Here is an 18688-nt window from a genome sequence, read left to right on the forward strand (position 1 = left end):
GGAATGGGTGGGCGTGGACAAGGGTGAGCCGAGGCATGGGCGAGCGGAGGCAAGCAGCGGTGGGTGAAGACAAGGATGGGGCGGGTCGCTGACGGCCGGCTCAGCCCGGCTTGACCGCCAGCGTCGCGAAATAGTTCGACATGTACTGGGCGGACGCGTTGGATTGGTGCGGCGCTTCCGCGAAGCCGGTGACGACGAACCCCGCGGCGAGTTGCCCGCCGATCTGGTCGGCGAGGGTGTGGCTGTACTCAAGAGGTGCGTCCGCGCCGAACTTCGTGGCGCGCTCCTCGGCGGAGTACTGCGTGACGTCGCTGTAGGGCAGCTTGTGTACGACGATCAGCTCGCCGCGCTCGTCGAGCGCCTCATGGTCGAACAAGTACGCATCAGGGTTGAGGAAGCCCACGAGCAGGCTTCCACCCGGCCGCAGGACGCGGAAGCACTCACGCCACACCGGTGCCAGGTCCGGTACGAACAGGTTGGAGACCGGATGGAACACGACGTCGAACGTCGCGTCGCCGAAGGCGCCGAGGTCGCTCATGTCGCCCAGGACGGTACGCAGTTCGAGCCCGTCGCGCGCCGCCACCATCCGGTCCTGGCCGAGCTGGCGGGGCGAGTTGTCGAATACGGTGACCCGCGCCCCTGCGGCGGCGAGGATCGGACCCTGCTGACCGCCACCGGAGGCCAGGCACAACACGTCCTTGCCGGTCAGGTCGGTCGGCAGCCAGGAGCGGTCGACCGGCTCACGTCCGATGAGAACAATCGACCAGTCCCCGGTGCGGGCGCGCTCGACATCCTCAGCACTCACCGGCCTCGACCACTCGTTGCCGTCCTGGACACACTTGTCCCAGGCGGCCCGATTGTGGGCCACGGGGTCGACACCCATGTCGTGCACGTTCAACTCCCCGCTACGGCCAAGCGAACACCTGCGGTACTGACGGTTCAGTGCCACAAGCCAACACGATGGCAGGGTGCGGACTCAACGCAATTGCGGACAGGGCGGCATCCGCCGGCAGGCCGCTCGGCCCGTCACCAGGTCACGGGCAGGGCGTGCAGGCCGTAGATGATGGCGTCGTATGACCGGTGGTACGTGGACGGTGACGGTGTACGTCACGGCGTCCCCGCGGCGGGGCCGGGGAAGCTCGGCCAGATCGTCATGCCTGCGCTGCCGCCCGTCCGCGCGATGGAGGCAGGTGCGCGCCCGATGAGCCTTCGCGCTGTGCGGGCCAGGTGAGCCTGGTCGGAGAAGCCCGCGGAGGCCGCGGCTGCGGCCACCGATTCACCAGGCAGGCCGGCGATGGCCGCACGCAGTCGTGACCACTGGCGCAGCCGCACGAGCGGGATTCCGACGGACGCACGGACGAGGGCTCGCATGCGGGGCGGCGAAAGCCCGACATCGGCGGCAATGGCCTCGATGTCGGCGCGAGGATCGGTGCTGGTGCACTCGCGGACCGCGTGGGCCACGCGTGGATCGAGCGGGTACCCCGCTCCGGTGAGGTCGGTGAGCTCGGCCCTGGCAGCGGCGAGATCGGCTCCGGCGGCACGAACGTCAAGGGCTCAGCGACTCACCGCACGCCGACCCCCGCCAGCAGATCCTCGTCCTGTCGCAGGATGCGCGCGTGCAGGGCGCGCAGTGTCGGGCCCGGGTCCGCGCCCAGGGCTTCGGCGAGGCGGTGTCGGGTCGACTCGTAGGCGGCGAGGGCTTCGGAGGAGCGGCCGGTGCGGTAGAGGGCGAGCATCAGCAGTTCCACCGGGCGCTCGCGCAGCGGGTGCGCGGCGATGAGCCGGATCAGTTCGTGGACCTGCTCGAAGGAGCGGCCGTGGGCGATCTCGCCGGCCAGTCGTTCTTCCTGTACGGTCACGCGCTTCTCCGCCCAGCGCTGGCGTTCGGCCTCCAGGTAAGGAGCGCGCAGGCCCTCGGCGAAGTCGCCACGCCACAACTCCTCGGCGTGCTGGATGAGTTCGGCGGCCGTAGGCAGGTCGCCGGCGTCCCGGGCCGCGATGGCCCGGTCCACCAGGGAGCGTCGCTCGCCCAGATCGTCGATGCGCGCGCCGGTCAGCCGGTATCCCCCGCCGGTCCAGGCCAGGTCGACCGCATCGCCGAGGCAGCGGCGCAGTCCGGATACGTACTTCTGCACCAAGTTCCGTACGTGGCGCGGTGGTTGACTGCCCCAGACGGCGTCGACCAGAGCGTCGTACGAGATCGAGCGCCCTTCCTGGAGGAGCAGGACGGCCAGGACGGCCCGCTGTTGCGGCGGGCCCAGCGACACCTCCTGCCCGTCCGCCCCCAACACCCTTACCGGGCCCAGCATTTCGAACCTCAACACCCGCTCGACCTTCACGTCCGCCCCCTCACCCATGGGGCGAGCGTAGCCCGGGCGGCGTTCCAGCGGTTGTTCCAGCGGGCGTTCCAGCGCTCGGTCAGCGGTGACGTCGAGCCTGACGGTCACGGAACACCCGCCCTGGGAAAGGCAGTTCACCATGCTCACCGCTCTGGCCCGGCTTGCCGTACACCGAGCCCGCACCGTCCTCGTCGTCTCGCTGCTGGCCTTCCTGGGGCTTGCCGGGTACGGCGCGGGCGGGCTCGCGGAGCTCGATCTGTCGCGGTGGAACTCACCGGGGACCGAGTCCGTCCGGGCCGGGGAGGTGCTGCGCGAGGAGTTCGGCACCGGGAACCCCAACGTCGCCCTGCTCGTCACCGCCCGCGACGGCGACGTCGACAGCGCCGCGACCCGCCGGGCGGCGAACCAGCTGCAACGCGAGGTCGAGAAGGTCCCGAACGTCACCGACACCACTTCCTACTGGCAGGCGGACAGCCCCGCCCTGCGCGACAGCGACGGCCGCCGCGGCCTGCTGCTCGTCCGCCTGGAGGGCAGCGCCACCGACACCCGCGACCAACTGGCCGAGCTGTCACCTCAGTTGACCCGTACAGCCGGTTCCGCCGTCGACGTCCGCGTGGGCGGCCAGGAGGAGATCTCGCGGCAGGTCGGCGAGCAGGCGCGGACGGACTTCCTGCGCGCCGAACTGTTCGCGCTGCCCGCGATCACCCTGCTCCTGATCCTGCTCTACCGGCGCACGGTGGCGGCCCTCCTCACGGTCGCCGTCGGCCTCCTCGCGGTGGTCGGAACGCTCGCCGGGCTGCGGGTGATCGCCCAGTTCACCGAGGTGTCGACGTTCGCCGCCAACCTCGCGCTCGTGCTCGGCCTCGGACTCGGCGTCGATTACAGCCTGTTCGTCATCAGCCGCTACCGGGAGGAACGGGCGGGCGGCCACGCACAACAGGAGGCGGTGGCGCGGGCGACGGTGACGGCCGGCCGTACCGTCCTGTTCAGCGGCGTCACGGTGGCCGCTTCGCTCAGCACCCTGCTCGTCTTCCCGTTCTTCTTCCTGCGCTCCTTCGCCTACGCGGGCGCGCTGGTCGTGCTGACGGCGCTGGCCGGGGCCGTGATCCTGCTGCCGGCCGCGCTCTCCCGCTGGGGCGACAAGGTCGAACGCCGCTCCCCCGTACGCCACTCCGGCCTGTGGCACCGCACCGCGCTCGGCGCGATGCGCCGCCCGGTGGCGTCCGGGATCGGCGTCCTGGCGATCCTGCTCCTCGCCGGCGCACCCCTGCTCGGCCTGCGCTTCGGTCTCCCCGACGAGCGCACCCTCCCGGAGGGCGCCTCCTCGCGCACCACCTCCGAGGTCATCCACCGCACGTTCCCGGCCGAGCCCACCGACACCGTCCACCTCGTCCTGCGGGGCGCCGCACCCGAGCCCGAAGCCATCGCCTCGTACGCCGCCGAACTCTCCCGCATCCCGGGCACGTTCCAGGTGGACGCCCCCACCGGCTCCTACCGCGAGGGGCAACGTACCGGCGCACCCGGCCAGTCCGGCCTGACCTCCCCCGACGGTCGCGCCCGCATCGCACTGATCCCCACCCAACAGGCCATGTACGGCAACGTCCCGTCCTTCGTCGACCGCATCCGCACCACGGAGCCACCCACCATGTCCGTCCTGGTCGGCGGCTACCCGGCCGAGACCACCGACTTCCGCGCCACCCTCCTGGACCGACTGCCGCTCGCCGCCGGAATCGTCCTCGGAGCGACGTACCTCCTGCTGTTCGCGATGACGGGGAGCATCCTGCTGCCGCTGAAGGCGACGATCCTCAACCTCCTCAGCCTGTCCGTCATGTTCGGCTGCCTGGTGTGGGTGTTCCAGGACGGCCACCTCTCCGGCCTGCTCGGCTTCACCGCGACCGGCTCGATCGAACCGAGCATCCCGGTCCTGATGTTCTGCGTGGCCTACGGCCTGTCGATGGACTACGAGGTGTTCCTGCTCTCCCGTATCAAGGAGGAGTACGACCGCACGGGCAGCACCCGCCCGGCCGTCGCGGAGGGCATCCGCCGGACCGCCCCGCTGATCACCGCGGCCGCCGGCATCCTCGCCCTGTCCTTCCTCTCGTACGCGTCGGGCGGCGTGCTCTTCCTCAAGGAGCTCGGCATCGGCACCGCCCTGACGATCCTGGTCGACGCCACGCTGATCCGCGTCGTCCTCCTCCCGGTCACCATGCGCCTGGCCGGCCGCGCCAACTGGTGGGCCCCGGGCCCGCTGCGCCGCCTGCACGATCGCATGCGAAAGCCCTCAACTGAGCTGTCGCAGAGCGGACCGGAGGACTTCACGCCACCGTCGTCCCGTGAACTCAGTACGAGGCGATGACCTGGCAGGTTCTCGGTACGGAACGACGCGGTGGAGCGAATTCGCGCAGTCAGGACTCGGCAGATCCGGTGGAGCGGGTGCCGGTGTCCTGCGCCCGCTCTTGGCCCGTGCCGGGGGCCCGGACCTGGCCGGGCTCCAAACTGCGGTCGCGAGGCGTGCCGTCGCCGTACCAACTGGACAGGATGCGCAGGCTCTCCGCGTCCGCCGTGCCCGGCCGCGCGGTGTAGACGGTCAGGTACTGCTCGCGGTCGTCGGGCAGGTGCAGGGTCTCGTACTGGAGTGTCAGCGCGCCCGCCACCGGGTGCTCGAAGCGCTTGTAGCCGTGCGACTTGCTCTTGACCGTGTGCATCGACCAGTGCTTGCGGAACTCTTCACTCTTGAGCGACAACTCACCGACGAGCGCGGCCAGTTGCGGGTCGTCGGGGTGTCGTCCGGCGTCGAGGCGCAGGTGGCCCACCGTGTCCTTGACGACGAACTCCCGGTCCGGGTAGAGCCGGAGCACGCTCTCGTCGAGAAGCACCAGCCGGGCGAGGTTGCGCTCATGCGGAGCCAGTGCCCCGAAGTCGGTGATCAGCGCGCACGCGAGCTGATTCCAGGCGAGGATGTCCATGCGCCGCCCGAAGACGAACGCGGGCGCGTCGCCGATGGTGTACAGCAGCTGCCGCAGGCCCGGCCTGGCCTGCTGCGGCCGGTCCTGGCGCGGCCCGCCGGCCGGCTGCCGGGCCAGGCGGTGCAGGTGGCTGCGCTCGTCCTCGTCCAGCCCCAACACCCGGGCGACGGAGTCCAGTACGGCATCGGAGACACCGGGATTGCGGCCCTGCTCAAGGCGTACGTAGTACTCGACGCTGATTCCGGCCAGGTAGGCCAATTCCTCACGGCGCAGTCCGGGCACCCGCCGGATGCCACCGCCGGGGGCCAAGCCGACCTCCTCGGGCCGCAGCCGGGCGCGGCGGGAACGCAGGAACTCTCCGAGCTCGGTACGTCGCTTCATCGCGCCATCTTCTCCCCCAGCGGGCGCGGTGAGGGTGGCCCTGCCGGTACCCATGAAGGCCCGTACCCATGAAGGTCCGTACCCGGGAACAGCGGAGGGACCACAGCGTCTCCCGCTCCTGCCGACAATGGCGGCACACGACCACCGCGCCCACCGGCGCATCCCCATGAGGAGTGGGCGAATGACGAAGCAGCCCCTGTCCCGGCGGACCGTGCTGTCCGCCGGGGCCGCCACCGCCGCCACGGCCGCCACCGCGGTCCTGGCCGTGACCTCACCGGCCGCCGCGCGTCCGGCCCGCGGCGCCGTGCTCCCGGACCGCTATGTCGTACCTGGAGACCGCGCCTTCCCCACCGGCAGCACCACCGATCCACGCACCGGTCACCTCTACGTCGGCAGCGCCGAGGACGGCACCCTCTACCGGGGCCACCTCACCAAGCCTCAGGTGCGCCGCTGGTCACCCGATGGCACCGACGGCCGCAGCATCACCTCCGGCCTGGCCGTCGACGTCGCCGGCCGGCTCTTCGTGGGAGGCGCGGACACCGGCACGCTGCGCGTGTACGACACGGTCGGCGGCACCCTGCTCGCCCTGCTGCACGGCGTGGAGGGCGGGTTCGTCAACGAGATCACCGTCGCGTCCGACGGCACCGCCTACGCCACCGACTCCTTCCGCCCGGTCATCTACCGCGTGACCCGCTCCGGCGCCCGCTGGAGCCTGGAGCGCTGGCTCGATGTCGCCCGCACGCCCATCGACTGGGTCGACGGGCAGCACAATCTCAACGGCATCGTCTGCGTGGGCCGCCATCTGCTGACCGTCAACAGCAACACCGGCCAGTTGTGGCGCATCGACCGCCACACCGGCGGCGTACGCGAAGTCGACCTCGGTGGTCACCTGCTCCGCAACGGCGACGGACTCGTCTGGCGTGACGGCCAACTGCACGTGGTCCAGGGCAACATCAACGCCACCCCGGGGCTCACCCCGCAGGTGGCCGTCGTCCAGATGTCCGCCGACCTGACCGCGGGCCGCTACACCGCCCGCATCATCCCGCCCGGCGGCTTCCACCACCCCAGCTCGGCATCGATCGCCCGAGGCCGGATCATCGTGGTCAACAGCCAGTACAACCGCTGGATCGCGGGCCTGCCGCCGGAGGTGCTGCCGTTCACGGTCTCCAGCATCCCGCTGACCGACGCCGAACCGGTGTGACGAGAGCCGTCCGTTTCGTGCCTCTGCGTGTCGGCGGTCGGCGGCGACGAGTGGAAACGGGCGTCAGCCTTCGGGGTTTCGGCGTTGGCTGCGCAGGGCGGCCCAGTGGCGCAGGCGTTCGTTGATCTGGGCTTCGTAGCCGTTGCGGGTGGGCTCGTAGTACGTCTCGCGGTCCATGTCGTCGGGGAAGTAGTCGGCTCCGGAGAAGCCGTCCGTGGTGTCGGGGTCGTACTGGTAGCCCTTGCCGTAGCCGAGGTTCTTCATCAGCCGGGTCGGGGCGTTGAGGATGTGGGCGGGCGGCATGAGGGAACCGGTGCGCCGGGCGGCGCGGTGTGCGGCGTTGAAGCCGCGGTAGACGGCGATGGACTTGGGGGCGGTGGCGAGGTAGACGACGGCCTGGGCGATCGCCAACTCGCCCTCGGGGGAACCGAGTCGCTCGTACACGTCCCAGGCGGCGAGCGTCTGCTGGAGGGCGTGCGGATCGGCGATACCGATGTCCTCGCTTGCGAAGCGGACCAGGCGGCGGGCCACGAACAGGGGGTCCTCGCCGCCGTCGAGCATGCGGGCGAGCCAGTACAGGGCCGCGTCCGGGTCGGAGCCGCGCATCGACTTGTGCAGCGCGGAGATCAGGTTGTAGTGGCCCTCCTGCGCCTTGTCGTACAGCGGGGCGCGCTGCTGGATGTGGTGGGCGAGCGCGGCGGTGTCCAGCAAAGTCCCGGCCTCGGTCCCGGTCCCGGTCTCGGTCTCGGGGAGGGCGTGGAGCTGTTCGGCCATGTTGAGGAGGTAGCGGCCGTCGCCGTCGGCCATGGCGATCAGGGCGTGGCGGGCATCGTCGTCCAGGGGCAGTCGGTGGCCGGTGAGGTGCTCGGCGCGGTCGAGGAGCGTGGACAGTGCGGCTTCGTCGAGGCGTTTGAGGACGAGGACCTGGGTCCGGGAGAGGAGGGCGCCGTTGAGTTCGAAGCTGGGGTTCTCCGTGGTGGCACCGATCAGGACAACCGTGCCGTCCTCGACGTAGGGCAGGAAACTGTCCTGCTGGGCGCGGTTGAAGCGGTGGATCTCGTCGACGAACAGCAGGGTGCTCTGGCCGATGGTGCGCCGGCTGCGCGCCGCGGCGAAGACCTTCCGCAGCTCGGCGACGCCGGAGAAGGTGGCCGACACCGGCTCGAAGGCCAGGTTGGCGGCGTCCGCGAGGAGCCGGGCGATGGTCGTCTTCCCGACGCCGGGCGGCCCCCACAGGATGGCGGAGCCGAGACGCTGCTGGGCGACCATGCGGCCCAGTGGGGCGTCCGGGGCCAGGAGGTGGTCCTGTCCGACGACCTCGTCCAGCCGGGTGGGGCGCAGGCGGTCGGCGAGCGGCCGGGTGGGCTCCTCGTCGAACAGCGGCAGGGTCGGTTCCATCGGTCTCTCGGGTTGCGGGCGGAGGAGTACGGGCGGGCATAACAAGCCTTGCACGCGGCACTGACAGCCGCGGGCTCAGCAGCCCGCGGGCGCGCTCGCGGTGCTCATCGGGCACGGGGGCGGTCGCGCCCCGGCAGCCGCTCGACGACCAGGTCATAGGAGTCCTCGACCGTCTCCGTGACCAGTCGCTCGGTGATGCCGGGGCCGGGACCGACCGAGATCCAGTGGCGTTTGTCGAGGTAGCGGCCCGGTGCGATCGACGCGTGGGCGTGCACGTGCGCGCGGGCGCGCTCCGGTTCGCACTTGACCGTGACGATCTGCTCGTCCGGGTCGTCGGTGACGATGAGGAACACCTTGCCCGCGACCTTGTACACGTCCAGTGCGGGTGTGAAGGGGTATCCGTGGCTGACGCCGGGCAGGGCCAGGGCCGCCCGGCGGGCGGCGTCCTGGAGCCGGTCACCCGCCGCGCTCACGAGGCCGCCCGCGCGGGGATGCCGTACGCGGTGATGCCGTAGGTGTGCGGGCCGACGGGCCGCTCGACCCTGGGCAGCCGGGCGACGACCAGCCGGTAGGAATCGGTGACGAGTTCCCCGAGCGCCTCGGCGCAGTCGACGGCGCTCTTGTGCACGGTCGGTCTGTTCATGGTCATGGGGCGTCGTCCTCCTCACGGGGTGGTCGCGGCGGCACACACCATCCTTGCCCCGAAGTCGACAAAATCGGCGGTGGGACGCCCGGACCGTGGCCGCCCACCTCGGATTCTCCGATGCCGCGAACTTCGGCCGTTTCTTCCGCGACCGCACCGGCCTCACCCCGGCCGCCTTCGCGACCAGGGACGCAACACGCGGATAGGTGTGCGCACCCCGTCCGCGCCCCGTGGGATCACGCGGTCAGCGGGACCGCGTGGATCTCGTCGGCCTTGTGGCCGGCCCGCTCGTGGATGCGCTGGACCGCCTCCGCCGAGGGAGCCTCGGACAGGCAGTAGACCGTGCCGGAATCCGGGTCCGCCCAAGCCTTCTCGAAGTGGACGCCTTCTTCCTTTTCGATCGCGAGATCCGCCTGGTGCGCCTTCATCAGATCGTCGGCCGTGAGGCCCTTCATTCCGTGGTGGACGTCCATGAACTGCGACATGACGTCACACCTCCTCTCTCACTCGGCCCGTCGGTCAGGTCTGGCTTCTCACCGGCCGGCTCCGTCCTCTCCATCCTCCTCCGCCACCGCCCCGGAAGCGAACAGGACCTTCGTTGCGCCGTCCGCGTGAGCCGTGCTTGGCTCGCCCGATGAACCTTCTGTTGACGGCGGCAGGCCTGCGTAACGAGACGCAGCGGGAAGCGCTGCGGGACATGCTGGGCAAGCCGTTCGGAACGGCGAACGTCGTGTACGTTCCCACGGCGTCCGTCGCCGAGTCCGGGGACCACGGGTGGTCCGTCGCGGACCTGAACCGGCTGTACGCCCTCGGCTGGCAGGAGTTCGACATCCTGGAGCTGAACGGCCTGCCCCGGCAGCTGGTGCTCGACCGGCTGCTCCACGCCGACGTCATCTACGTTGCGGGCGGCAACCATTACCACCTCGCGCGCAGCATCACGGGCAACGGCCTGGCCGACGCCTTCCTGGAGGCGCTGGAGAGCCGGGTCTATGTGGGGTTCAGCGCCGGATCAATGATCTTCAGCCGTCATCTCACCGGGCACTCCGCCGACGTCATCGGGGACACCGCGGACCTCCACGCACTCGGCGCGACGACCGTGGAGCCGCCGTTCGGCCTTTTCGACTGGTACCTCAAGCCCCACCTGAACTCACCGGACTTCCCGGATCGGGACGACGCCTGGGCGGAACGCATCGCCGCGCGGGCGGACTTCCCGATCTACTTCATCGACGACGAGACGGCCGTCCTCGTCAGGGACGGCAAGGTGGACGTCATTTCAGAAGGCGGGTGGAAGTTCCATCCGTGACCAGATACCCGCGGTGAGGAGCCCCGGGGCCGCGCTGATGCGCAGGTGCCGAGGTGAGCACTGCACCTGGCCGTACACACGCCCCGCGCCAGGGGGCTACGCTGCGATCACTTTGCTGGAACCGCGGTGCAATCTGGGGGACTTGAGGCGTGGCGGATCGCATGCTGGCCGGCCGGTACCGGCTCGTCGGGCCTCTGGGCCAGGGCGGGATGGGGGAAGTGTGGGAGGCCCGCGACGAGGTCCTGGGGCGTCCGGTCGCCGTCAAGGTGATCTCGATGCTCGCGGGTGGCGGCAGTACCGCCGACGAGGCGCGCGCCCGGTTTCTGCGCGAGGCGCGGATCACCGCCGCGCTGCAGCATCCGCACATCGTGACCGTGCACGACGTCGGCACGGCCGTCACTGCCGAGGGCAGCACACCGTTCCTGGTCATGGAGCTGCTGCGGGGCGAGGGCCTGGAGGCCGCCGTCAGCCGGGGCCCGGTCGGCGGGGCGCAGGCGGCACGGTGGGGCGCGCAGGTCTGCGAGGCGCTCGCGGAGGCGCACGCCGCCGGTGTGCTCCACCGTGACATCAAGCCCGCCAATCTCTTCGTCACGGCATCGGGCCGGGTCAAGGTCCTCGACTTCGGGATCGCCCGGGCCGCCGACGCCTCGGCCACCGACGGCCGGCTGACCCGCACGGGACTGGTCATCGGGACGGCCGCCTACATGGCGCCCGAACAGGCCCGCGGCTACCCGGAGCAGAGCAGCGACCTGTACGCGCTGGGCTGCGTCCTGTTCGAACTGCGCACCGGCAGGCTGCCGTTCACCGCACCCGACGCCCTCGGATTGCTGACGGCGCACCTCCATGACGCGCCGCCGGTGCCCAGCAGCGTCGCGCCGGACCTCTCCCCCGCCTGGGACTCGTTGATTCTGCGCCTGCTGGCGAAGGACCCCGGGGGCCGGTACGGCTCGGCCACCGAACTCGGCGACGTGCTGCGCGAACTCGAGGGGCAGGCCGCGCCCGCGACACCGCTGCCGGCCCCGCGCCCCGGACACCCGCCCACCGTGGTCGAGCCGGAGGCCGGACCCGCCGCCATACCCCTTGAGGCCGCCGCCACCGTCACGGCCACGCGGCTCAGCACCCCGGCGGCGAGCGGCCGCCCGGAGTTGAGCCGCCGTGGGCTTCTGCTGGGCGGTGCCGGATTCGCCGCGGTGGCCACGGTCGGCATTTCGGCGGGCGTCTATCTCACCGCCGACCCCGGACACGACGCGTTCGCCTGGTCGCACGGCCTCGGCTCGCGCCGAGGGGGCTGGGACCAGCCCATCCGGTCCGGCACCCGCTGCTTCGTTCCAGCCCACGACGGCGCGGCGATCCAGGCGTTCGACCTCGTAGGCGGCAAGCATCTGTGGAAGCGGGACCTGGGCCTCGAGTGGCCCCTGGCCGGAGCCTCGCAGGCGGCCGCGGTCGACGACGGCGACACCGTGCTCGCGTTGGTGCAGCTGCCCCGGGACCGGATCGCGATGCTGTATGTCCTCGACGGTGCCACCGGCAGGCCCCGCTGGAAGCGGGAACTGTACGACAAGGACGACTACGACCTGCACGTCCTCGACCGCAGCGGACTGGTGCTCTTCGGCAGCGGCGACCCCGACCGGCAGACGGTCACCGCCTTCGACACACGTACGGGCAAGGAACGCTGGGCCCAAGAGGTGGACGATTCGGGCCCCATCACGGCGATCGGAGACCTGGCCCTGGTGGGCTCGACGGCACTCGACGGGCCGACCGGAAAGCAGTTGTGGGACCGGCCCGGCATGAACCTGTACACCGAGCTGGGGCAGCACATCAGCGCACCGCGGCGCACGGGTGATGCCGTCCTTTTCCACGACAAGGTCGAGAAGAAGCGCATCGATCTCGTCCTGCTCGGTGCCCGCACGGGACGGGAAAAGTGGCGCATCCCCCTGTCCAAGGTCACGACCGTCCCCGGCAGCGACGGCCTCGAGGAGGAGGATCCCCCGGCGGCCCCGCTCGCCGGCACCACCCTCCTGCTCCCCCGCTTCAAGGGCGAGCGCAGCAGACCCACGGTCGTCGACGTCCGCACCGGCAAACAGAAGTGGACCTTCAAGGGTGCCACCGCCTCCGCGGACCGCGATCCGGACCCTGTGTCCACGCCCGACGGCTTCGTCCTTCCCACACCCGACGGCGTCGTCTGTCTCGACGCCGACGACGGTACGGAACGCTGGCGGACCGAGGGCGGTGCGGACCTCGACATCGCCTCCGCAGGCGCCTACACGATGGTCCGGCACACCCGCACCGCCCGACTGTTCCAGCACCGGCAAACGGTCCGCGTCCTGCGTTCCGCCGACGGCCGCACGGTGTGGAAGGGCGAATTCACGGCGAGCATCCGCAAGAGCGCCCCCGGTGGCCGCGGGCCGGGTGCTCGCCTTCCTGGATCCTCAGGAAGCCCTGCGCGCCATCCGCCTCACCAGCTGACCTCGACGTGGCTGAGAGGTGTGTCCCACAGCCACGGCCGTGCCGGGGCCCGGGCGGAACGGGCTCATGCCGGGCCACAGGTTCTCGCGGCGTTGAGCAGCTGTACGAAGGTGGCGCTGAGGACCACCGGCAGGACGAGGCGTTCGCCGCTCACGGCAGCAGAGCCGCGGCGAGTTCGCGGGGGCGGGCGGCGAACGGGCTGTGGCTGCCCGGGAGGGTGCGCACAGTGAACGGGTTGCCGGGCATGGCCCGGTCGGCTTCCGCGATCATCAGGTCCTGTGTGGCCGTCGGCAGCCCGCGGTCGTCCGCGCAACGCAGGAAGGTCCGCGGGATGCGCCCCCAACGTTGCGCTGTCACCGCGACCGGTGTGGAGGGGATCGCCAGCGGCAGGTCGGGGCTCAGTGCCGAGCGCCAGCGGTCGAAGCGGTCCAGGGGTGTGTCGTGGTAGTGGGCCTGCCGCAGTTCCTCGACGTAAGTGGGGTCCTGGGAGAGCGGGTTGATCCGCACGGCGCCCAGTTCCCCGGGGTCGCCGAGGTTGAGACTCTGGCCCCGCGCCGTGGCGTTCTCGGGCGAGCCGAGATAGTCGAAGAACCGCGGCCGCCCGGCCGGCACGAAGGCCGAGAGGTAGACGATCTCGTCGACGAGTTCAGGTGCCCGCTCGGCGGCCAGTGACGCGGGGCCGCCGCCCGCGCTGTGCGCGACGAGCACGACACGACGGTAGCGGCGGGCCTGGCGCAGCGTGTCCAGTACGGCCTTGGCGCAGTCCTCCATCGTCACACCGGCGAGCGCGGACTTCTCGGTCAGCAGGCCCGGCTGCCCCGCCTTGAGGTATCCACTGGGCAGTGGCGCGTCGAAGCCGTGCCCCGGCAGGTCGACGGCCATGCTCGCGGCACCGTGTCCGGCGAGTGCGCGCTGCGTCGCCGCCCACTGTCCGGAGCTGTGCCAGGCGCCGTGCACGAAGACGAAGACGGTGCCAGCACCGGTGCGGGTGTCGGTGTCGGTGGAGGAAGAAGCAATCATGAGCGCATTCCACGCGGCCCAGATCCGATCATCCAGCGAAAGATCTGACAAGCTGGCCGACGATACATGCGAGATATGGCCGGGAGGCTGACGTGGAGGCGCGGCACCTGCGGTACGCACTGACCCTCGCCGAGCACGCACACTTCGGCCGGGCGGCCGGTGCGCTGGGCATCGCGCAGCCTCCGCTGTCCAAACAGATCGCCGACCTCGAACGCGAAGTGGGCGCCCGCCTGTTCGATCGCACCCGACAGGGCGTGTTCCCGACGGCCGCGGGCGCGGCCTTCCTCTCCCGGGCGCGCAAGGCGCTCGACGAGATCACAGCGGCCACGGTCGACGCGGCCAGGGCAGCGCGCGGCGAGACCGGACGACTGCGCCTGGGGTTCATCGCCTCGGCTCTGCTCGAACCCCTGCCGGACGTCCTCGGCCGGTTCGGCCGCGAACGGCCCGACGTGCGGCTGGAACTGCACGAGATGGCGACCAGGCGCAGCACAGCCGCGCTCGTCGCCGGCGAACTGGACGTGGCGATCGGCCTCGGCCGGCCAGCGGGCGTCGGGGCCGAGCAGTTGGTGTCGGTCCCGATCGGGCAGGACCACCTGGTCGCGGTCGTGAGCAGCACGCACCCGTACGCGGGCCAGTCGTCGGTGGACGTGGACCGGCTGCGGCGTCAGCCGCTGATCGTGGCACCGGGAGAGGACGAGCCCGCCGTCGCCAGGGGGCTGCGGACTCTGTTGGGCAAGGACTCCCCGGCGCTCGAAGGCGCGACCGTCGCGAGGGACATCCACACCATCATCGGCCTCGCCGCCTGCGGGGTGGGCGTCGGCCTCGGCCCCTCTCGCATGCTGACGGCCGCGCGGCGGGGCACGTGGTTCTGCGAGGTGACCCCGCGCACGCCGCTGCCCGACCTGGTCCTGTCCTTCAGCGCCCGGGACAAGTCACCGGCACTGAACGCCTTCCTCGACGTCATCCGCAAGAACTGCCCCGTCGTCGGTGCCGCGCTCGACCACCGGCTCGGCCCACCCTGATCGCCCACCGATGACGACCTGTAGGCGGGATCGCCCGCTCACCCGTCCGACCGCTCGGCCCATGCGCGAGGAGCGGCCTGCCCGACATGCACGGTCCCGTCCGCGGGGACGTACCGCAGCAGGCCAAGATCGACCAGGCTCCTCAGGTGCCCCAGGTACTCTTCGTCGCTCCAGTGGAAGGCACTCCGCAGCTGACGAGCAGTCGGGTTCGCGCCGGCACGCCGGTCGTACGTGGAGACCCAGGCGACAGCCTCCCGCTGATCTTGCGCGGACAGGCCGGTCGACGTGGGCGGCAAATCCTCCGACGGCGTAGCACCGAGCTCCAGGCTGTACGGAGTATCGGTGTAGGTGACCACCCCGCGTTGGGCGAGGTACTCGAGAACACCGGCGAGCTCCGCCGCGGTCCAGTCGAAGCGCTCACGCAGGTAGCCCCACGACGGGCCTCTTCCGTGCTGCTCCCTGGCCTCCGCGATGTGCGCCGCCACGAGCGCCTCCCGACCGCGCAGCAAGGCCCGAGCGCGGCGCTTGCGGTACGAGGCCTTCGACGGGGCCGACTGCTCGGGCGCCGGCTTCTTCGGCGGCTTCGCCGTCCACTCCGCGCGCGAGGAGAGGTGCCAACGCCCGCACTGCGGGCATTCGTACACCCGCTGCGGAACCCCGTCAGAGTGCCTCGGACGCTCACGGATCTCCTTCAACCGCAGCTCAGCACTCTCACGGTCAAGAAACTCGCTCTTGCCCTGGCAGGCGCGCACCCGCGTTCTACGCGTACGTTCTTGAACCACCGCCTGCTCCGCAACGCTCGGGCCGCCTTCGGCGTCGACGCCGGTCAGCCCCACTATCTCGTTGATGCGAGCTTCGAGTTCCCTGTCCATATGAACCGTTGTACGGCACGCCACTGACAATCTCCCCCGCACCTGCGGGCCGACGCGTTCATGTACGGGTGCTGCCCCTCACCTCGACCGCGGCACCGAGGTTCGGCGCCGCGCTCCTGGCGAGTTCTCCGGCATGGGCCACGTCAGCGCTGTCTGCCACGACGATGGTCGCGGCGGATCCGGACACGGCGTCGCGTCGCAGGGCCGCGCCGGCGACGGAGTGCTGAGCGAGAACCGCCTCGTACGCGGCGATCGCCTCGGCAGGGAAGGCGTCGTGGAAGTCGGTCTCCACAAAGAGTCCCGGCCCGGTGACCCTCAAGACCGTCACACCGGTGAGCGGCCGGTGCCGGCCGCCCTCGGTCAACATGTCCTTGAACACCGTCAACGCCCCGGTGGCATCGACCACGGTGACCTCGATCCGCCAACGGACGGTGGCCTCTCTCCACGGCGCATCATGGATGTCGGCGCGCTTCACCTGCTCATCGGCCGTCAGCGACCGCCAGAGCGCCAGGACCTCGCCCGTGCGCCCCTCGTCCGCGACGACGGTGAAGGTGATGTCGTTCGCCGTGATCCGGCCGGTGACCTTGCCGCGCCGAACGAGGTACTTCCGCAGCTCACCTGCCAACTGCGCCACGCGCTCGGCCGACGTGCCTTCCTCGACAGTCAGAGTGCCGGTGGACGTGCCAAGGAACGGCAGCGTGTTGTTCTTGGTGGTGCGCATCTCCGCCACATCCGGCGTTCCGGCCCAGCTCTCTTCGAAAGAAGCGGCAAGCGCCGAGCCCTTGTCGACAGCACACCAGCGGAACGCGGTCCGGGCGAGCGCCGACAGGGTGGACCGTAGGGACCGCCGCACGATGATTCTCCTCAGTGCCGTCTCCTTGAAGAGCGGCCAGGACGATCCGCCTCAAGCCGTGACCGCGGTGGTCGTGACCGGCTACAGCGTACGGCCCCTGGCGTTCACAGTGGGCGGGTCCGGCCGCCGCATCGTCGACCAGACGGGTCTACTCACCGGCGCCGCCGAGACCACCGCCCAAGCCGCGACCGGGCCAACTACCCGCGGTACTGCAAGAGTTGATCACGGGACTTGGGAGGCCGCGGACTCGACCGGCACTCGTCCTCGCCGACCGGGCGCGATCCGCGCGCATCTCTGCCGACACCGCATCCGGGCCGTCATCCGGCAGCCCGCATGACCGCCTCGAAGCACCCCGGGTTCCGTCAACGCCCCATCCGAGATCGCGGACCCCACCCTGCGACGGAGTTGACCGGATGCCGCCTCCGTTTTAGGCTCGGTCTCAACGGAGTCACCCTCCGTTTCGCCGTAGGGCCGCAGGATCGCATGAGGCAGGAGGACGTATGGGCGTCGAGGGACAGCAAGGTCGCAAACCCCGCGCGGACGTCCAGCGCAACCGGGCGGCCCTGCTGGAGGCGGCGCAGCGTCACTTCCTGAGGGACGGTGTCGGCGCCTCACTGGAGGGGGTGGCCAAGGAGGCCGGGGTCGGGCCCGCCACGCTGTATCGGCACTTCCCGACCCGCGAGGCACTGCTCGCGGCCGTGCTGCTGACGCGTTCCGAGGAACTGGTGGCGCGCCGTGCGGACATCGCGCAACTCGACGACGCCTCCGAGGCATTGCGGCAGTGGCTGCGGGCGATGGAGGAGTACTTCAGCGCCTTCAGCGGGCTGCCGGAACCTCTCATGGCCGCGGCCCGGGAGCAGGAGCCGGGCAACCCGCTCACCCTTCCCTGTGACGACCTCATCACCACCACCGATGAGTACGTACGGGCGGCGCAGCGCGTGGGGCACGCACGCCCGTCGGTGAAGGGCTACGACCTGTTCCTCTCGGCCGTCTCCGTCGCCTGGATCAAGGGCAACGGCGCTGCCGATGAACAGGCGCTCGACCGCCTGCGCGCGCTCATCGAAAGCGGGTACCGCGAACAGGACGGCAACGAGGGGTAGGCCGCCGCCGGCCACCTCTCCCCCGCAGTCGCCCGCCTGCGCCGCCGGACGTTTCCGCGGCGGCGCTCTCCTCACACGGGTCCAAGCGACAAACCGTCAGGGCGCCGATGCCGACGCCCCGGGGCACGGGGCGTACCCCCGTGAAAGCAAACGGTGCGGCCCGCATCCGGTCCCCTCTCCCGCCCTCCCCCTCCCCTGCAAACGCCCCGTGAGACTCACGTGTGGTCACCGCCACGGACCACACCGGAAAGGAATTGCTTTGCCCGCCACCGCCACACCTTCGCCCATCACCGACGTCCTGCGCTCCCGGTACTCCGTCCGGAAGTTCCTGCCCACCCCGATCTCCCCGTCGGAGATCCGCGGCATTCTGGAAGACGCCCAGGCCGCACCGTCGAACTGCAACACCCAGCCGTGGACGGTGCACGTCGTCTCGGGTGCGGCGCGCGACGCGCTGAGCAAGGAACTGCTCAAGGCCGACGAGGAGGAGCGGTTCTCCCCCGACTTCTCCTTCAGCTACGCCGACTTCGGCGAGGGCGCCTACATCGACCGCGCACACGAGCACGCCGCGACCGTCTACCAGACCGTGGGAATATCCCGCTCGGACCAGCCGGCAAGGCAGGCGCACGCCCGCGAGAACCTGGAGTTCTTCGGCGCCCCGCACGCCGCTTTCCTCTTCATGCCGGAGTTCGGTGACGGGGTCCGGGTGGGCGGTGACATCGGCATGTACGCCCAGAACTTCCTGCTCTCCCTGACGGCCCGGCGCCTCGGCGGCATTCCGCAGACCATGCTCGGTCAGTACGCCGACACCGTCCGCGAGTTCCTGGACGTACCCAAGGAGCTCAAGCTGCTGTTCGGGATCTCCTTCGGTACGGCCGACATGACCGCACCGGTGAACGGCTTCCACATGGGACGCGTCGAGCTTGGGCAGAGCGTCGTCCTGCACGACACCCCCGGCGTCCTCGACCAGCAGTAGCGTCTCCCGGTCGGGGGGGGGGCGGGGCCCGCCGCCCCCCCCCCCCCCCCCCCCAACCCCCCCCCCCGGGGCGCGGCCCCCCCCCCGCCGGCCGGGGCCAGGCGCCCGGGTGCGGCGGCGGCGGGGGCGGGGTGTACAGAAACGCCCTCCC

Annotated in this window: 18 protein-coding genes and 1 pseudogene; 8 read left to right on the plus strand and 11 right to left on the minus strand. The window is 70.9% G+C overall.

Translation table 11 applies throughout. The annotated features are described in order from the left end of the window. Nucleotides 1-100 precede the first annotated feature (100 nt). The 3 genes from ACYSUO_RS32590 to ACYSUO_RS32600 all read right to left on the minus strand — a co-directional run bounded on the left by ACYSUO_RS32590 (nucleotide 101) and on the right by ACYSUO_RS32600 (nucleotide 2357). Nucleotides 101-892 (minus strand): class I SAM-dependent methyltransferase, encoded by a 792-nt coding sequence (locus tag ACYSUO_RS32590; RefSeq protein ID WP_461779809.1) that lies wholly within the window; start codon nucleotides 890-892, stop codon nucleotides 101-103. A gap of 215 nt (nucleotides 893-1107) precedes the next feature. After that, nucleotides 1108-1461 (minus strand): helix-turn-helix domain-containing protein, encoded by a 354-nt coding sequence (locus ACYSUO_RS32595; RefSeq protein ID WP_461779810.1) that lies wholly within the window; start codon nucleotides 1459-1461, stop codon nucleotides 1108-1110. Between the two features lie 101 nt (nucleotides 1462-1562). Continuing rightward, nucleotides 1563-2357 (minus strand): AfsR/SARP family transcriptional regulator, encoded by a 795-nt coding sequence (locus ACYSUO_RS32600; RefSeq protein ID WP_461779811.1) that lies wholly within the window; start codon nucleotides 2355-2357, stop codon nucleotides 1563-1565. Nucleotides 2358-2478: 121 nt separating this feature from the next. Here ACYSUO_RS32600 and ACYSUO_RS32605 point away from each other — a divergent pair, with 121 nt between their 5' ends. Further along, nucleotides 2479-4695 carry an MMPL family transporter gene (locus ACYSUO_RS32605; protein WP_461779812.1) on the plus strand — a complete coding sequence of 739 codons (2217 nt, stop codon included), beginning with the start codon at nucleotides 2479-2481 and terminating at the stop codon, nucleotides 4693-4695. Nucleotides 4696-4744: 49 nt separating this feature from the next. Here the strand turns inward: ACYSUO_RS32605 and ACYSUO_RS32610 are convergent, their stop codons facing one another. After that, nucleotides 4745-5686: a helix-turn-helix transcriptional regulator gene (locus ACYSUO_RS32610; RefSeq protein WP_461779813.1), complete on the minus strand. Its 942-nt coding sequence runs from the start codon at nucleotides 5684-5686 to the stop codon at nucleotides 4745-4747. 181 nt (nucleotides 5687-5867) lie between these two features. Here ACYSUO_RS32610 and ACYSUO_RS32615 point away from each other — a divergent pair, with 181 nt between their 5' ends. Next, a complete protein-coding gene (locus ACYSUO_RS32615) occupies nucleotides 5868-6887 on the plus strand; it encodes an SMP-30/gluconolactonase/LRE family protein (protein ID WP_461779814.1) in 1020 nt (339 codons plus the stop codon). A gap of 63 nt (nucleotides 6888-6950) precedes the next feature. Here ACYSUO_RS32615 and ACYSUO_RS32620 read toward each other — a convergent pair whose 3' ends face one another. From ACYSUO_RS32620 to ACYSUO_RS32630, 3 genes are all read right to left on the minus strand, one after another. After that, nucleotides 6951-8285 (minus strand): replication-associated recombination protein A, encoded by a 1335-nt coding sequence (locus ACYSUO_RS32620; protein ID WP_461779815.1) that lies wholly within the window; start codon nucleotides 8283-8285, stop codon nucleotides 6951-6953. Between the two features lie 104 nt (nucleotides 8286-8389). Then, complete coding sequence (locus ACYSUO_RS32625; RefSeq protein WP_461779816.1) at nucleotides 8390-8758, minus strand: MmcQ/YjbR family DNA-binding protein; 369 nt, start codon at nucleotides 8756-8758, stop codon at nucleotides 8390-8392. Further along, a complete protein-coding gene (locus tag ACYSUO_RS32630; RefSeq protein ID WP_461779817.1) occupies nucleotides 8755-8934 on the minus strand; it encodes a hypothetical protein in 180 nt (59 codons plus the stop codon). The genes ACYSUO_RS32625 and ACYSUO_RS32630 overlap by 4 nt, the downstream gene beginning before the upstream one ends. A gap of 71 nt (nucleotides 8935-9005) precedes the next feature. Here ACYSUO_RS32630 and ACYSUO_RS32635 point away from each other — a divergent pair. Next, nucleotides 9006-9134, plus strand: a pseudogene (locus ACYSUO_RS32635) (helix-turn-helix domain-containing protein); the annotation flags it as partial. A gap of 30 nt (nucleotides 9135-9164) precedes the next feature. On the opposite strand, the gene ACYSUO_RS32640 reads toward ACYSUO_RS32635, so the two are convergent. Beyond that, nucleotides 9165-9413, minus strand: coding sequence for an SCO4226 family nickel-binding protein (locus tag ACYSUO_RS32640; RefSeq protein WP_461779818.1), 249 nt, complete (start codon nucleotides 9411-9413; stop codon nucleotides 9165-9167). A 149-nt stretch (nucleotides 9414-9562) separates the two neighbouring features. On the opposite strand from ACYSUO_RS32640, the gene ACYSUO_RS32645 reads away from it, so the two are divergent. Both ACYSUO_RS32645 and ACYSUO_RS32650 read left to right on the plus strand, forming a co-directional pair. Further along, nucleotides 9563-10231 (plus strand): Type 1 glutamine amidotransferase-like domain-containing protein, encoded by a 669-nt coding sequence (locus ACYSUO_RS32645; RefSeq protein ID WP_461779819.1) that lies wholly within the window; start codon nucleotides 9563-9565, stop codon nucleotides 10229-10231. A 149-nt stretch (nucleotides 10232-10380) separates the two neighbouring features. Then, entirely contained in the window at nucleotides 10381-12927 is a 2547-nt protein-coding gene (locus tag ACYSUO_RS32650; protein WP_461779820.1) for a protein kinase domain-containing protein, read from the plus strand. On the opposite strand, the gene ACYSUO_RS32655 is transcribed toward ACYSUO_RS32650, so the two are convergent. Next, on the minus strand, nucleotides 12848-13717 hold the full coding sequence (locus tag ACYSUO_RS32655) for an alpha/beta fold hydrolase (RefSeq protein ID WP_461779821.1): 870 nt from the start codon (nucleotides 13715-13717) through the stop codon (nucleotides 12848-12850). The genes ACYSUO_RS32650 and ACYSUO_RS32655 overlap by 80 nt on opposite strands. A gap of 92 nt (nucleotides 13718-13809) precedes the next feature. Between ACYSUO_RS32655 and ACYSUO_RS32660 the strand changes: the two genes are divergently transcribed. Next, nucleotides 13810-14739 (plus strand): LysR family transcriptional regulator, encoded by a 930-nt coding sequence (locus tag ACYSUO_RS32660; protein ID WP_461779822.1) that lies wholly within the window; start codon nucleotides 13810-13812, stop codon nucleotides 14737-14739. A 38-nt stretch (nucleotides 14740-14777) separates the two neighbouring features. Here the strand turns inward: ACYSUO_RS32660 and ACYSUO_RS32665 are convergent, their stop codons facing one another. Further along, nucleotides 14778-15611, minus strand: a complete 834-nt coding sequence (locus tag ACYSUO_RS32665) for a hypothetical protein (protein ID WP_461779823.1) — start codon at nucleotides 15609-15611, stop codon at nucleotides 14778-14780. A 58-nt stretch (nucleotides 15612-15669) separates the two neighbouring features. After that, nucleotides 15670-16464 (minus strand): hypothetical protein, encoded by a 795-nt coding sequence (locus tag ACYSUO_RS32670; protein ID WP_461779824.1) that lies wholly within the window; start codon nucleotides 16462-16464, stop codon nucleotides 15670-15672. Nucleotides 16465-16964: 500 nt separating this feature from the next. Here ACYSUO_RS32670 and ACYSUO_RS32675 point away from each other — a divergent pair, with 500 nt between their 5' ends. Continuing rightward, nucleotides 16965-17564 (plus strand): TetR/AcrR family transcriptional regulator, encoded by a 600-nt coding sequence (locus ACYSUO_RS32675; protein WP_461779825.1) that lies wholly within the window; start codon nucleotides 16965-16967, stop codon nucleotides 17562-17564. A 259-nt stretch (nucleotides 17565-17823) separates the two neighbouring features. Next, nucleotides 17824-18537, plus strand: coding sequence for a nitroreductase (locus tag ACYSUO_RS32680; RefSeq protein WP_461779826.1), 714 nt, complete (start codon nucleotides 17824-17826; stop codon nucleotides 18535-18537). Nucleotides 18538-18688: the final 151 nt, after the last annotated feature.

It is taken from the genome of Streptomyces sp. UC4497 (genome assembly GCF_054871485.1).